This is a genomic window from Ensifer sp. R1-3 (assembly GCF_056739175.1).
In genome coordinates, this window is sequence record NZ_CP096515.1 from 3,293,710 (window position 1) to 3,306,450 (window position 12,741).

General features: G+C 62.7%; 15 protein-coding genes. 9 read left to right on the forward strand and 6 right to left on the reverse strand.

Going from position 1 to position 12,741, the window contains the following annotated elements; translation table 11 throughout:
• Window positions 1–231: 231 nt before the first annotated feature.
• The 6 genes from M1D43_RS15625 to M1D43_RS15650 all read left to right on the forward strand — a co-directional run bounded on the left by M1D43_RS15625 (window position 232) and on the right by M1D43_RS15650 (window position 3,836).
• Window positions 232–870 (forward strand): 2-dehydro-3-deoxy-phosphogluconate aldolase, encoded by a 639-nt coding sequence (locus M1D43_RS15625; RefSeq protein WP_027992175.1) that lies wholly within the window; start codon window positions 232–234, stop codon window positions 868–870.
• 382 nt (window positions 871–1,252) lie between these two features.
• A complete protein-coding gene (locus M1D43_RS15630; RefSeq protein ID WP_153313051.1) occupies window positions 1,253–1,957 on the forward strand; it encodes a tellurite resistance TerB family protein in 705 nt (234 codons plus the stop codon).
• A gap of 117 nt (window positions 1,958–2,074) precedes the next feature.
• Window positions 2,075–2,773, forward strand: a complete 699-nt coding sequence (locus tag M1D43_RS15635) for a GNAT family N-acetyltransferase (protein WP_153313050.1) — start codon at window positions 2,075–2,077, stop codon at window positions 2,771–2,773.
• Window positions 2,770–2,982: a hypothetical protein gene (locus tag M1D43_RS15640; protein ID WP_003528892.1), complete on the forward strand. Its 213-nt coding sequence runs from the start codon at window positions 2,770–2,772 to the stop codon at window positions 2,980–2,982. Before M1D43_RS15635 ends, M1D43_RS15640 begins: the two co-directional genes overlap by 4 nt.
• A 171-nt stretch (window positions 2,983–3,153) precedes the next feature.
• Window positions 3,154–3,393 carry a type II toxin-antitoxin system VapB family antitoxin gene (locus M1D43_RS15645; RefSeq protein WP_003528894.1) on the forward strand — a complete coding sequence of 80 codons (240 nt, stop codon included), beginning with the start codon at window positions 3,154–3,156 and terminating at the stop codon, window positions 3,391–3,393.
• Window positions 3,393–3,836: a type II toxin-antitoxin system VapC family toxin gene (locus M1D43_RS15650; protein ID WP_003528896.1), complete on the forward strand. Its 444-nt coding sequence runs from the start codon at window positions 3,393–3,395 to the stop codon at window positions 3,834–3,836. Before M1D43_RS15645 ends, M1D43_RS15650 begins: the two co-directional genes overlap by 1 nt.
• 124 nt (window positions 3,837–3,960) lie before the next feature.
• Here the strand turns inward: M1D43_RS15650 and M1D43_RS15655 are convergent, their stop codons facing one another.
• From M1D43_RS15655 to M1D43_RS15665, 3 genes are all read right to left on the reverse strand, one after another.
• Window positions 3,961–5,010, reverse strand: coding sequence for a nickel/cobalt transporter (locus M1D43_RS15655; RefSeq protein WP_498814017.1), 1,050 nt, complete (start codon window positions 5,008–5,010; stop codon window positions 3,961–3,963).
• The gene (locus tag M1D43_RS15660) at window positions 5,004–5,648 is read right to left on the reverse strand and encodes a DUF1007 family protein (protein WP_003528900.1); all 645 of its coding nucleotides are present in this window, start codon (window positions 5,646–5,648) and stop codon (window positions 5,004–5,006) included. Before M1D43_RS15660 ends, M1D43_RS15655 begins: the two co-directional genes overlap by 7 nt.
• A 119-nt stretch (window positions 5,649–5,767) precedes the next feature.
• Entirely contained in the window at window positions 5,768–6,661 is an 894-nt protein-coding gene (locus tag M1D43_RS15665; RefSeq protein ID WP_153313048.1) for a LysR family transcriptional regulator, read from the reverse strand.
• A 586-nt stretch (window positions 6,662–7,247) separates the two neighbouring features.
• Here M1D43_RS15665 and odc2 point away from each other — a divergent pair.
• Both odc2 and M1D43_RS15675 read left to right on the forward strand, forming a co-directional pair.
• Window positions 7,248–8,387 carry an ornithine/lysine decarboxylase gene (gene odc2, locus M1D43_RS15670; RefSeq protein ID WP_010970259.1) on the forward strand — a complete coding sequence of 380 codons (1,140 nt, stop codon included), beginning with the start codon at window positions 7,248–7,250 and terminating at the stop codon, window positions 8,385–8,387.
• Window positions 8,388–8,472: 85 nt separating this feature from the next.
• Entirely contained in the window at window positions 8,473–9,063 is a 591-nt protein-coding gene (locus M1D43_RS15675; RefSeq protein ID WP_027992172.1) for a GNAT family N-acetyltransferase, read from the forward strand.
• Between the two features lie 97 nt (window positions 9,064–9,160).
• Here M1D43_RS15675 and M1D43_RS15680 read toward each other — a convergent pair whose 3' ends face one another.
• Window positions 9,161–9,796: a LysE family translocator gene (locus M1D43_RS15680; RefSeq protein ID WP_013844857.1), complete on the reverse strand. Its 636-nt coding sequence runs from the start codon at window positions 9,794–9,796 to the stop codon at window positions 9,161–9,163.
• 277 nt (window positions 9,797–10,073) lie between these two features.
• Here M1D43_RS15680 and M1D43_RS15685 point away from each other — a divergent pair, with 277 nt between their 5' ends.
• Complete coding sequence (locus tag M1D43_RS15685; RefSeq protein ID WP_003528909.1) at window positions 10,074–10,520, forward strand: glyoxalase superfamily protein; 447 nt, start codon at window positions 10,074–10,076, stop codon at window positions 10,518–10,520.
• A gap of 78 nt (window positions 10,521–10,598) precedes the next feature.
• Here the strand turns inward: M1D43_RS15685 and M1D43_RS15690 are convergent, their stop codons facing one another.
• Both M1D43_RS15690 and M1D43_RS15695 read right to left on the reverse strand, forming a co-directional pair.
• Complete coding sequence (locus M1D43_RS15690) at window positions 10,599–11,588, reverse strand: WD40 repeat domain-containing protein (protein ID WP_010970256.1); 990 nt, start codon at window positions 11,586–11,588, stop codon at window positions 10,599–10,601.
• Between the two features lie 64 nt (window positions 11,589–11,652).
• Window positions 11,653–12,741, reverse strand: coding sequence for a CobW family GTP-binding protein (locus M1D43_RS15695; RefSeq protein ID WP_127595741.1), 1,089 nt, complete (start codon window positions 12,739–12,741; stop codon window positions 11,653–11,655).

Sequence of the window (12,741 nt, forward strand, 5' to 3'; positions counted from 1 at the left end):
GCACAGACTACCGTTTAATCGATGTCGCTCAAGTCTTGTCCCTTCGATCACGATGATTTTAGATCGGATGGACCTGAAATCGTGAACGTGATCGGTCCTGACAAGTTAGAGCGGAAGCGGGCGGAATAGCGCGAAGAGTTTTCCGCGCGGCCCGATCTGTCGGGCTCGACAACCGCAGACTGGCACGCTATTCGAGGGGCATTATTCAATCGTTTTAAAAGGACGATCGGCATGAGCGCGAAAACGGACAAGCTTCTCTCCATCCTCAAGCTGCAGCCGGTGGTTCCGGTCTTGGTGATCGATGATGCGGCGTCGGCGGTACCGCTCGCGCGGGCGCTGGTCGCCGGCGGCCTCAAGGCGATCGAGATCACCTTGCGCACGCCGGCCGCGCTGGAGGCGATCCGTGCCGTCGCGAATGAGGTTGAGGGCGCCGTTGCCGGTGCCGGCACCATCCTCAATGCCGCCCAGTTCGAAGAGGCCGTCGCGGCCGGGTCGCAGTTCATCGTCAGCCCCGGCACGACGCAGGAACTGATCGACGTCGCCAACGATCACGAGGTGCCGCTGCTTCCGGGTGCGGCGACGGCGAGCGAGGTCATGGGGCTGCGCGAGGAGGGCTACGATGTGATGAAGTTCTTCCCGGCCGAGCAGGCCGGAGGCGCTGCCTATCTGAAATCGCTGTCGTCGCCGCTCGCAGGCACCATGTTCTGCCCGACCGGCGGAATCTCGCTTGCCAATGCGCGCGACTACCTGACGCTTCCGAACGTCGTTTGCGTCGGCGGCTCCTGGGTTGCGCCGAAGGACCTGGTCGTCAGGGGCGACTGGGCCGGCATCACCAAGCTTGCGGCCGAGGCCTTCGCGCTCAAGGGCTGATCCTACTGCATGTTTCCTTTAATCTTATCCGATTAAAGGACAAAAACATGCAGCAGATCAAAGTGCTACAGCGACCTTTGCGCGTCTGATAAGACGCGCGGCGCTGTAGAGCGGGACGAGGAAAAGTGTGCCGTTTTCCGCCTGCATCCCGCGTCTCAACTTCTTGGAATCGATCACGATGCTTTAGGTCGACCGGACCTAAAAGCATCGTGATCCAGCCGGCACGCGATGGAGGAAGGCCGGCATTCGTCCGGCCATTTCATTCTTCACGCCGGTTTGTATTTCCGTGGCAACGTTCCTATGTCTCAATCGGCCAACGACGGAGCGCGGGGTGGGGCGTTCATGCCTGCCATCCCGCATTGACCGAAAAGGAGCAAGCCTGATGTTCGACGCGAAGAAATTGCTGGATCAGTTCCTGGGATCGCAGGTGCCCGGCGCCGGAGGGACCGTCCGCGGCCGGGCGGATCAGGTGACCAAAGTCGCGAAAGACAATCCGCTTGCCAGCGGCGCGATCGCCGCGGTCCTGCTCGGCACGAAATCCGGACGCAAGCTGGCCGGCAATGCCGCCGTCCTCGGCGGTCTCGCCGCGATCGCCGGCCTCGGCTATCAGGCCTACAAGAACTACCAGTCCGGCAAGGAGCCGGTGGCCGAGCCCGCACCACGCGCACCGGCGCAGTTGCCGGCGCCGCCCGCCGACTCCGGCTTCGCCGCGCCGGAAGCGCTGAGCGACGACTTCGCGCTCGTTCTGGTGCGCGCCATGATCGCCGCCGCGCGCGCGGATGGCCATATCGACGGCACCGAGCGCGGCCGCATCATGGACAAGCTATCCGTTTCGGGCCTTTCCGCGGATGCGGCGGCCTTCCTGGAAGCGGAGCTCGTCAACCCGATCGATCTCGACGCCATCATCTCCGCCGTGAAGACGGAGGAGGAGCGGGTGGAGATCTATACGGCCTCCCGTCTCGCGATCGAGCCGGACGGCCGGGCCGAGCGCGGCTATCTCGATCTGCTTGCCGGGCGGCTCGGCCTGGCCGATGCGCTCGTCGACCACATCGAGGCGACGGTTTCTGCGGCAAAGATTCCGGCTTGAACGAATTCATGAGCGGGCGTCGATCCGTTCCGCTCATGGGTCGCATCACGAGTTTGAATTTGTCACCGCCCTGCGTCTGTCCTATGGCCAGTGCGAATGCAAACGCGGGAGCAGTTGATGCGTGATCTTGCCCACTGGAAAGGATGCCCGGCGCCGAAACCGGTGCTCATCGAGGGGCGATACGTCCTTGTCGAGCCCTATGATCGGGCGAAACATCTGAACGCCCTCTGGAGCGATGCCTTCGGCGGCATGGCCATCAACCCTCTGCTCAAATATTTCTCCCAGGAGGATTTTTCGGGCATAGAGGATTTCGACACCTGGCTTTCGGCGGTTCAGCAGAAGTCGGGCTGGGTGACCGAAGTCTTTCGCGAGAAGGCGAGCGGCAAGGTCGTCGGCATGGCAAACTACATGCGCGCCGATCCCGCCAACGGCGTCGTCGAGGTCGGCGGCGTCGCGCATGGGTCCGCCATGGCGCGGTCGCCGCTTTCGACTGAAGCGCACTATCTCATGGCCAGGCATGTGTTCGACGACCTCGGCTATAGGCGCTATGAATGGAAGTGCCACAGCGAAAATCAGGCGAGCCGCACCACCGCGGCGCGCCTCGGCTTCACCTTCGAAGGCATTTTCCGTCAGCACATGGTTTCGAAACGCGCTAATCGCGATACGGCCTGGTTCTCGATGATCGATCGCGAATGGCCGCTCATCAAGACCGCTTTCGAGCAGTGGCTTTCGCCCGACAATTTCGATCGCGACGGACGCCAGAAGCAGCGCCTCGAGGATGTCCGCGCAACGCTTGCGCAGGAGGAACGAAGGTGAGCACGCCCGAGAAGGAGAAATCGCCCGCCGTCGCGGCAGCCATCATTCTGCTGGTGGTCGGGATCGGCTTCTTCGCGCTGCCCTCGATCATGGTGAGGCTCGGCGACATATCCCCATGGCTTGCGGCCGCGGTCGGCTGCCTATTCGTGATAGCCTTCTTCCTGATCTTCTGGCTGCGCGCCCGGTATCAGCGCCGAAAGGGACTGTGAGTCTCCGGTCGGCTATTTCCGCATATTCTATTGAAGGTGCGGGTGCTGCGGGTCAGTTCGGATACCTTCAAGAGCGGGTACCGACATTCTCGTCGAACGTGCCAGCGTAAACTTCTTCTGGTGAGGATATGAAAAGAAGGATATTATAATATCCTCGAAAGGATATGCTGTATGCCGCTCTATATCAAGGATCCCGAGGTCGACCGGCTGGCCGAGGAGCTTATCAGCCTGACCAAATCCAGCAAGGTGGATGCGGTCAAGGACGCGCTCAAGCATGAGATAGCCAAACGTAAGGCCGTTCTTCCTGTCCGAGAACGCCTTGCAAAATCCCTTGCCATGGCGCGCGAGGCCGGTCCCTTTGCCCCCGGCAACCACAAGCGGGAAACCGACGACATGTGGGGCGATGACTGATGCTGTTCATTGACGCCTCGGTTGTCGTCGCCATTCTGGCCGAGGAAGAGGATGCCCCAAGCCTGATCGATCGGCTCGAGCAGGACGGCGGCCCCTACTACGTCTCGCCCGTCGTGCGGATGGAAGCGACCCTATCGCTCACGCGCCGATTGGCCGAGGCCGCAGGCAGGGGTGGACCGGCAACACCCGAGATGATGGACACGGCGCGCCGTCTCGTCGAGCAGTTCATCTCCGACCTCGATTGCAAGGAAGCGATGATTTCTGGCGACGTTGGCGCCAAGGCGCTTGATGCCGCGCGGCAGTTCGGCAAGGTCATGAACCACCCCGCCAAGCTGAACATGGGCGACTGTTTCACCTATGCCTGCGCGCGGGCTTACCGTACCCGAATTGCCTATAAGGGTGACGACTTCACCTATACCGATCTCGGCTGGCATAGCCATTAAGGTCTATCGGAAAGCCACGCCAAACCCTGGGGCGCGGCCTACCCCTTCTCGCCGTCAGAACGGGGAGAAGGTCGCGGCAGCGAGATGAGAGGCGGTTGCGGGTGGAATGTTCTTCCGAGGTAACTCAGCTCTGCAGCGCCGCGCCCAGGAGCACCAGCCCGAGCAGCAGGACAAGCAACGCACCGGCGATCTCGATGCCGTTCGAGATGCGTGCCGCAGCCGAATCGCTGGAGGCATAGCGCACGGCAATACCCTTGGCCGTCACGGCCATGGTCGCCAGGATCGAAACGGTGATTGCCGTGCCGATCGACATGGCGAAGACCGAAAGCACGCCGCCGAGATAGAGCCCGTTCAGGAGGGCGAAGGACAGCACGATCAGCGCGCCGGAGCAGGGCCGCAGGCCGACTGCGACGATCGCCGACCAGGCTTCGCTGAGCGCGAAGCGGTCGCCCTTCAGGAGCGCCGGATCGGGTGCATGGGCGTGGCCGCAGGTGGCGCAGACCTCGCCGGGCCCGTGCGCATGCCCGTGCGCATGGTGGTGATCATGATGATGATGCTCGTGACCGTGGCCATGATCGTCATCGGCATGCAGGGCAGGGGCATGCACCGTGGCCGGGGCAGGGGCCGGACGCAGCATCGATCGCAGCTTGCGGAAGACCAGCCAGCCGCCGAAGGCCGCGATCAGCGCATAGCTCGCGATTTCGAGTGCACGGGTGGCGTTCGTCATGGTGATCGAGGAGCCGCGCAGCACGAGATAGACGGCGCCGATCAGGAGGATGGCAACGACGCCCTGCAGGATCGAGGAGAGGAAGGAAAGCAGCACGCCTCTCTTCAGTTCCGTCTCATTGGCGATCATGTAGGAGGAGATGACCGCCTTGCCGTGGCCCGGACCGGCGGCATGGAAGACACCGTAGGTGAAGGAAAGGCCGATCAGGGACCAGAGCTGCCACGGGTTATCGCGCATGTCCTTGAGTGCGTCGGTCAGCATTCGGTAGAAGCCCTGCTGCTCCATGTTCACCCAGGAAAAGAACCCGCCAAGAAAGCCCGTCGTCCGGATGGAAGGTTCGGCAGTGCCGATGCCGAGAGGCGACTGGGCGGCGGCGACGGTTGCGGAAAAGGCCGTCAACAGGAGGGCGGCCACGATCAGGCGGCCGGCGTTGCGGGCATTCAGCATGTGATCTCGATCCTGGTTGCAAAGAGCTTCGACGTGTCGGTCCCGGTCGGATCGTTCCAGAAGGCGTCGGTCAGCGTGTCCTTGTTCTCCGCCAGCACTTCGTCGGGATCGGGCCGCACCACCTGATGCTGGCAGGCCTCGATCTTGTCGCCGACGACGGAGAGGTCTTCGTCGGTCGGGAAGTCCATGGCGGTATACATGGTCGGGTCGTAGACGCCGAAGGAAAGCTTGCCCTTGAGCGGCATGGTCTCGGCAGGCTTGACCGCGAACATCATCAGGAGCTGGTTATCCTTGTAATCGACGGTGATGCTGTCGGGTCTGTTGACCTTCACGGATTTGCCGTTGTCGGAAATCGACGTGTAATAGTTGTACTCCGCCAGCGACTCGAGCACCGTCTGGCCGACTTCCTTCAGTTCATCCGGGTCGAGCGTGGCGTTCGCGTTCTTGTCGAAGTCGAGAACGACGCTTGCCGAAAACAGCTCGTCGAACCGCCAGACATTCCTCAGCTCGCCGATCCCGCCCTTTTCGTCGGAGACGATCTCCAGGCGAGCTTCCGCGAATATATGCGGGTGGGCGAAGGCGAGAGCGGGCGCGAGGAGCGTCGCAAGGCCGGCCATGACGATGCTTTGTGTTTTCATGGGAATGGGAATCCTTTCGGCCGGGGCCGCGCGAATCGTCCCCGAATGTACCGTAAATGAGACGGAATTGGGACTTGCAGCGCATCGTTTCCACCGGGTGAGGAAGGATCGCAGTCGCATCAGCGCGTGCTGCGGAACCAGCTGTGGAGGAAGTCGACGAAGGTGCGAACCTTGGTCGGGAGGTAACGACGATGCGGATAGATGGCGTAGATGCCGCGATCCTTGGGCAGGAAATCGTCGAAGAACGTCACGAGCTCGCCGGCAGCGATCTTCGGCCGGGCGATGAAATCGGGAAGGACCGCCACTCCGATGCCGCTCACCGCGGCCCGCGCCGCGGCAAGCGGGCTGTTGACCTCGATCTGCCCGCTGACCGACACGGTGAATGGCGAACCGTCCTTTTCGACGAAACGCCAGCTCGAATAGGACCGGCCGTTGGTGTCGAGGATGCACGGCAGCTTGGAAAGTTCGCTCGGATGCCCGAGGGGGCCGGCCTTGGCCATGAAATCCGGCGAGGTGCAGACCAGCACCTGAAAGTCGTCGAGCTTGCGGGCGATCAGCGTCGAGTCCTCGAGCCGGGTGATTCGGATGGCGACGTCGAATCCTTCCTCGACGAGATCGATGAACCGGTCGTCCGAGACGATGTCGAGCGACAGTTCGGGATGCTCCTTGCCGAAGTCGATCAGGGACTGGCCGATATCCGCATCGACGAAAGTCCTCGGCACGGTGATTCGCAATCGGCCCTTGAGGTCGGAATTGTTGGCACGCACGAGATCGGCGAGGTTGTCGATCTCCTTCAGGATCTCCGATGCGCTGCGGTAATAGGTGTGTCCGGCCTCGGTCAGCGAGAACTGGCGCGTCGTGCGGTTCAACAGCAGCGCGCCGAGCTCGTCCTCGAGTTCGCGCACATATTTCGACAGCAGCGCCTTGGATTTGCCGATGCGCCGGGCCGCGGCCGAAAAGCCTTCCGCGTCCACGACATCGATGAAGGCGCGGATGCGGGTCAAGGTATCCATGATTCGTCTTTCTCCGGCATGCAGGCGAAAACGCGCTTGGTAGACGGGTCTCCGGTTCCCACCCGCACGCACGGCCCTGCTGCGATCGTTCAGCCAAAGTGAACACTGGCGCCGTTGCCCGGTCCAGAAAAAATTAGCGGCGAGATGGAAAAAACTCTTGATTACGACAATGATTTTTCTTACCTACGCCTTGCCCAAAGTCGCACGTGCCTGTGGGTGTCCGCCGACCCTCGATTAGGTGAGGTTATCGGTAAGGTACCTGGAACTAACCCCTCCAGTCGCTATTCCGGCCAACCGGGAAATGCGAGGACATCTTGAAGCAACGACGGTGCGGGCCTTTCTGGTGTCTGCCGGCTCTCCAACAGCCGGGGTTACTGAAGAGGCACACCTTCATTGCCGGAAGTGCGGTTGGGTTATTCCCTCCAATCCATGGCAGACAAAGCCGAATCCTAGCCTTTGCGGGCTTTGATTCAAATTCGCGCATCGAGCGCATGCATGGTTCCGGGGTCTCCACCGGCTGGTTCCAGTGCAGGCGCGCGTATGCCCTTTGTCCTCCACAGTCGTGGAGTCTAATGGATCGGGGAATATGGCCATGACCACCGCACGTATCATCGACTTCCTCAACACCCGACGACCCGAAGGTCCTTGCCTCGTTGTCGACCTCGACGTCGTGCGCGACAATTTCAAGGCCTTCCGTCATGCGCTGCCCGACAGCGCGATCTATTATGCCGTGAAGGCAAACCCGGCACCGGAAATCCTGCGCCTTCTCGCCGGCCTCGGCTCCAACTTCGATTGCGCGTCCGTCGCCGAAATCGAAATGGCGCTCGATGCCGGGGCGACGCCGAACCGCATCTCCTATGGCAACACCATCAAGAAGGAGCGGGACGTTGCGCGCGCCCATGCGCTGGGGATCAGCCTCTTTGCGGTCGACAGCCACGAAGAGGTCGAGAAGATCGCGCGCGCCGCTCCCGGTGCCCGTGTCTTCTGCCGCGTGCTGACCGATGGCGAAGGCGCCGAATGGCCGCTGTCGCGCAAGTTCGGCTGCGTGCCGCAGATGGCGGTCGACGTGCTCGTCTATGCGCACCAGCTCGGGCTCGTCTCCTACGGCGTCTCGTTCCATGTCGGCTCGCAGATGACGAAGCTCGACGCATGGGATGCGGCTCTTGCCGATGCCAAGCGCGTCTTCGTCCAGCTTGCCAAGCAGGGCATCGAGCTCAAAATGGTCAATATGGGCGGCGGCTTCCCGACGAAGTACCTCAGGGACGTTCCGTCGGCCGAGGCCTATGGCCAGGCGATCTTCGGCGCGCTGAAGAAGCACTTCGGCAACAACATTCCGGAGACGATCATCGAGCCGGGCCGCGGCATGGTGGGAAATGCCGGCGTGATCAAGGCGGAAGTCGTTCTCGTGTCGAAGAAGTCGGACAACGACAGCCACCGTTGGGTTTTCCTCGACATCGGCAAGTTCGGTGGTCTCGCCGAGACGATGGACGAGGCGATCCGCTATCCGATCCGCACGGCCCGCGATGCCGATGCGATGGAACCCTGCGTGCTCGCCGGCCCGACCTGCGACTCGGCAGACGTGCTCTATGAGAAGAACATGTATCCGCTGCCGATCTCCCTGACGATCGGCGACGAGGTTCTGATCGAAGGCACGGGCGCCTACACGACGACCTACTCGGCCGTCGCTTTCAACGGCTTCGAGCCGCTGAAGGCCTATGTCATCTGATCCTGCTCGCTCCCGTTCACGCGGGAGCGGCTTTCACAATTCATGTCCGGTCCGCCTGAAGCGGTTTTGATGACGGGAGGCCCAGATGGCCGCTGTTGTTGATTCCTTGCGCGCGTTCTTCGCGCCAACCACCTTTGTGATCGACTCGGAAAACCCGGGCGATGTCGTTGCGCGCGAGAACCTGCTCGACCGCGCCATGGGCGCGGGTCGCCGCAGGAAATCGTCGGAGAAGCTGCGTCGCGGCCGCGTGCCTGCCGAGGGCCTTGCCCTTGTCGCCCGGGATGCGGACGGTCACGTCATCGGCACCGTGCGCCTCTGGAACGTCGAGGCCGGCGTCAACCGCGAGGGCCAGCCGGTGCCGGCGCTGCTGCTCGGCCCGCTTGCGGTCGATCCGGCGCATGAGGGCAAAGGTATAGGCGGCATGCTGATGCGCGCGGCGGTCCAGGAAGCCAAGAACCGGGGCCATGGAGCCGTCCTGCTCGTCGGCGACGCCGCCTATTACGAACGTTTCGGCTTCTTCGCGCAGCGCGCGCAGCATCTCGTCATGCCCGGTCCTTTCGAGCGCAATCGCTTCCTGGCGCTCGAGCTCAAGGAAGGCTGGCTCGACGGTGCTGCCGGGATGCTGGTCGCCAGCGGCCGGAAACTCGCTTTGCCGCCGCTTCGCCGCGCCGCCTGAATTTCTTCCGCCTCTCACCCTGCGGAGGTGGATTATCAGCAGCGCTCCTGCCGTCCTTCGCGGCGGGAGCGCTGTTTACGCACTTTTCCGAAGTGCTCTAATTCGCAGCGCGCCGATAGAGCGCCAGAGATCCGGCGAGCGCCAGCAGTGCGCCGCCGCAGATGCGGTCGAGCCAGATCGCGCCGGAGCGCCTCATGAAGCGGACCGCCTGCGACCCGAGCAGGGCGTAACCGAACATCACCACGAAATCGATCGACGCGAAGACGATGGCCAGCATGGCGTATTGCGGCGCCTGCGGCAGGGCGGGATCGATGAATTGCGGCAGAAAGGCCGAAAAGAACAGATAGCCCTTGGGATTGGTGACGGCGACGAGGAAGCTCTTGGTGAAGATGGAGCGCGTTGCGCCGGAATCCGCTCCCTGCGGCGCTTGCGACGGGAGTTCCAGCGTTCCGCGCGATCGCAGCAGCATGACGCCGAGATAGGCGAGATAGGCGGCGCCCAGCCATTTGACCACGGAGAACCAGAACTCCGACGCTGCAAGCAGTGCACCGAGCCCGAGTGCGACCGCGCCGATCAGCACGAAATCCGAGAGCATCGCGCCGATCATTCCTGCCGTTGCCCGTTTCACGCCAAAACGCGAACCATTGGTGAGCGCGAGAAGCACGGTTGGTCCAGGCGTTGCGATGCCGATGAAAGCGACAAGCGCGAATGCGAGAATGGTGACTTCGCTCATGATGACCTCCCTAGATCACTTTTCCTCATCCCGCTCTTGGCGACGCCAAGTCGTCCCATAGCTGTCGCGTGCGTGCAAGTGGCCATCGCCGGCGGCCCGCGCGTTTGACAGCCTGCATGGTTTCCCCTATTCAGGCGCCGGGCGAGGGCCCCTGCCGTCCGCGAGCGTCAAGCTTCGGTGAAGTCTCTCTTTTCGACACGGTCACGCCGAGCGGCATGCTGCCGATGGCAATGCGGACACCCATCCAGAAATGCATGCCGTAACAGGAGACCCTGTCATGACGCATGAATTACGAAGCCTTCCCTCGCTCGATGCGCTGAAGGACCAGGCCAGACGCCTGAGATCCCGGCTTGCGTCGGAGGGTGACGAAGTCACCCACTCCAAGTCGCTCGAGCTGGTCGCCGCCCAGTATGGCTATCGCGATTGGAACACGCTGCACGCGGCCGTCGGCAACCGGCCTGCTTTCAACCCATGGATGCTCGGGGCGCGGGTCAAAGGCCGTTATCTCGGCCAGGCTTTCGAAGCGGAAATCCTCTCGGCCCAGGCGATCAGCGCGAAACCGCGACGTTATCGGCTGACGTTCAAGTTCGACGAGCCTGTCGACGTCGTCACATTCGAGAGCTTCTCCGCTTTCCGACAACGGGTCACCGCCACCATCGATGAAAGCGGGCGGACGGTCGAGAGGACCTCGGATGGGCGGCCGCATCTTGAACTGGAGTGGTGAGGAACAGGCGGAGCTGGCCCTCATCCGGCTTGCCCCCGCCTTTTCGCCGCAGCGGCGGATTGCATGCATTCACGCCTGCTACCCGGCGATATCCACCACACCGCAATCGCCCGCCGCCGATCCGAAGGCGAGTTGGCGGCCGCTCTTGTTCCAGGCCATGGCGGTGATCGCGCCATTGCCCGGGCGACGCAACAGCACTTCCTTGCTGTCCGCGAAGCGGGCGGCGAGGATCATGCCATCCTCATAGCCGATGGCGACGATATCGTCTGCCGGGTGGCAGGCGACTGTCGTCACCATTATGTTGGCGCGGGTGCCGAGCTCGAGCGGCGCCTTGCCCATCGGTCCGTCCTTGCCCTGAAACGGCCAGACGATCGCTGCCGGCGCGCCGGACGAGGCGAGCCACTTGCCCTTCGCAGACCAGGAGAGTGACTTCACCTTGGCCGGATAGCCGGTCATGCGCATGTGCCGCGCCTCGGCGCCGGGCTTCGCGTCGAGCTTCCAGCCATGCAGCGCATTTTCCTGCATTGCGGTGACGACGAAGCGTCCGTCGGGAGAGAAGGTGACGCCTGTGTGGGCGCCCTTCCATTCGAGATCGACCGGCTGGCCTGCCATGGCCACCCAGTGCAGCGAGACGCCGTTGTATCGCGCGGCGGCGATCCTCAGGCCCTTGGGTGCGAAGGCGATGCCTTCGACGGTCCGCTGCTCGGGAAATTCCCTGGTGGTACCGTCGGAAAGGCGGACATGCGTCGTCTTGCCGTAGGCGTAAGCGACCGCACCTTGCGGTCCGGCCGCAACTTGCGAGATCCATTTGCGACCCGTGTCGGCAACGAGGCTCGCCGTGCCGTCTGCCGAAATGCGCATTACCTTGCCGTCTTCGCCGCCGGTCAGCAGCGTGTCGTTCGCCTCGTCGACAACGAAGGACAGCAGCCCGTCATGTGCTTCGGTCGTCTTGTGGCCGTGATCGAGCCGGTGGATCGTGCCGGCGGCCCCGGCGAAGAAGGGAACATCCTTGAGGAAAGCCACGCCGACGACGTGGCCTTCGAGATCGAGCGGAGCGACGGTCGGCATCAGTTGGACGGGCTTTCTTTTTTCATCATGAACTTATCCCGAAGCCGGGCGCCATCTTCCGGGATCATGCCTGGACTTCGCACGCCTTGAAGGTGCGCTCGATCTTCTCGCGGTCGAGATCGCGGCCGATGAAGACGAGCCTGCTTTCGCGCTTCTCGCCGTCTTTCCACGGGCGCTGGTGATCGCCTTCGATGATCATGTGAACGCCCTGGACGACATAACGCTCCGCATCGCCGGCAAAGGCGATGATGCCCTTGAGGCGCAGGATGTTCGGACCGTCGGTCTGGGTGATCTTCTGGATCCAGGGGAAGAAACGATCCGGATTCATTTCGCCCCCGCGCAGCGAAATCGACTGCACCGTCACGTCATGGATCGGCGAGGGACCGTCGTGATGGTGATGGTGATGGTGGTCGTGGTCGTGATCATGATGGTGGTGATCATGATGGTGGTGATCGTGGTCGCAATCGGGACCGCAAACGTGGTCGTGATCCTCCTGATCGAGGAAGTGGGGATCGTTTTCGAGCGCCCTGTCGAGATTGAAGGCCCCCTGGTCGAGCACCTTTCCGAGGTCGATCTCGGAGCGCTGCGTGCGATAGATGCGGGCGGACGGATTGATGACGCGCACGGTCGCCTCGACGCGCTCGAGTTCCTCCGGCGTCACGAGGTCGGTCTTGTTGAGGAGCACCACGTCGGCGAAGGCGATCTGGTCCTCGGCCTCGCGGCTGTCCTTCAGACGCAGCGGCAGGTGCTTGGCGTCGACGAGCGCCACGACGGCGTCCAGTTCGGTCTTGGCGCGAACGTCGTCATCCATGAAGAAGGTCTGCGCGACCGGCACCGGGTCGGCAAGGCCGGTGGTCTCGACGATGATCGCGTCGAAGCGTCCGGGACGGCGCATCAGTCCTTCGACGACACGGATCAGGTCGCCTCGAACGGTGCAGCAGACGCAGCCGTTGTTCATCTCGTAGATTTCCTCGTCGGACTCGACGATCAGGTCGTTATCGATGCCGATCTCGCCGAACTCGTTGACGATGACCGCATATTTGCGGCCATGATTCTCGCTGAGGATGCGGTTCAGAAGCGTCGTCTTGCCGGAGCCGAGATAGCCCGTGAGCACGGTGACGGGGATCGGCTTCTGCGCGGATGTTTCGGTCAT

What these genes read in the sequence shown, in the direction of transcription:
- M1D43_RS15625 (WP_027992175.1), top strand. Translation starts at nt 232, where the DNA reads ATGAGCGCGAAAACGGACAAGCTTCTCTCCATCCTCAAGCTGCAGCCG.
- M1D43_RS15630 (WP_153313051.1), top strand. Translation starts at nt 1,253, where the DNA reads ATGTTCGACGCGAAGAAATTGCTGGATCAGTTCCTGGGATCGCAGGTG.
- M1D43_RS15635 (WP_153313050.1), top strand. Translation starts at nt 2,075, where the DNA reads ATGCGTGATCTTGCCCACTGGAAAGGATGCCCGGCGCCGAAACCGGTG.
- M1D43_RS15645 (WP_003528894.1), top strand. Translation starts at nt 3,154, where the DNA reads ATGCCGCTCTATATCAAGGATCCCGAGGTCGACCGGCTGGCCGAGGAG.
- M1D43_RS15650 (WP_003528896.1), top strand. Translation starts at nt 3,393, where the DNA reads ATGCTGTTCATTGACGCCTCGGTTGTCGTCGCCATTCTGGCCGAGGAA.
- M1D43_RS15655 (WP_498814017.1), bottom strand. Translation starts at nt 5,010, where the DNA reads ATGCTGAATGCCCGCAACGCCGGCCGCCTGATCGTGGCCGCCCTCCTG.
- M1D43_RS15660 (WP_003528900.1), bottom strand. Translation starts at nt 5,648, where the DNA reads ATGAAAACACAAAGCATCGTCATGGCCGGCCTTGCGACGCTCCTCGCG.
- M1D43_RS15665 (WP_153313048.1), bottom strand. Translation starts at nt 6,661, where the DNA reads ATGGATACCTTGACCCGCATCCGCGCCTTCATCGATGTCGTGGACGCG.
- odc2 (WP_010970259.1), top strand. Translation starts at nt 7,248, where the DNA reads ATGGCCATGACCACCGCACGTATCATCGACTTCCTCAACACCCGACGA.
- M1D43_RS15675 (WP_027992172.1), top strand. Translation starts at nt 8,473, where the DNA reads ATGGCCGCTGTTGTTGATTCCTTGCGCGCGTTCTTCGCGCCAACCACC.
- M1D43_RS15680 (WP_013844857.1), bottom strand. Translation starts at nt 9,796, where the DNA reads ATGAGCGAAGTCACCATTCTCGCATTCGCGCTTGTCGCTTTCATCGGC.
- M1D43_RS15685 (WP_003528909.1), top strand. Translation starts at nt 10,074, where the DNA reads ATGACGCATGAATTACGAAGCCTTCCCTCGCTCGATGCGCTGAAGGAC.
- M1D43_RS15690 (WP_010970256.1), bottom strand. Translation starts at nt 11,588, where the DNA reads ATGCCGACCGTCGCTCCGCTCGATCTCGAAGGCCACGTCGTCGGCGTG.
- M1D43_RS15695 (WP_127595741.1), bottom strand. Translation starts at nt 12,741, where the DNA reads ATGACCGAAACATCCGCGCAGAAGCCGATCCCCGTCACCGTGCTCACG.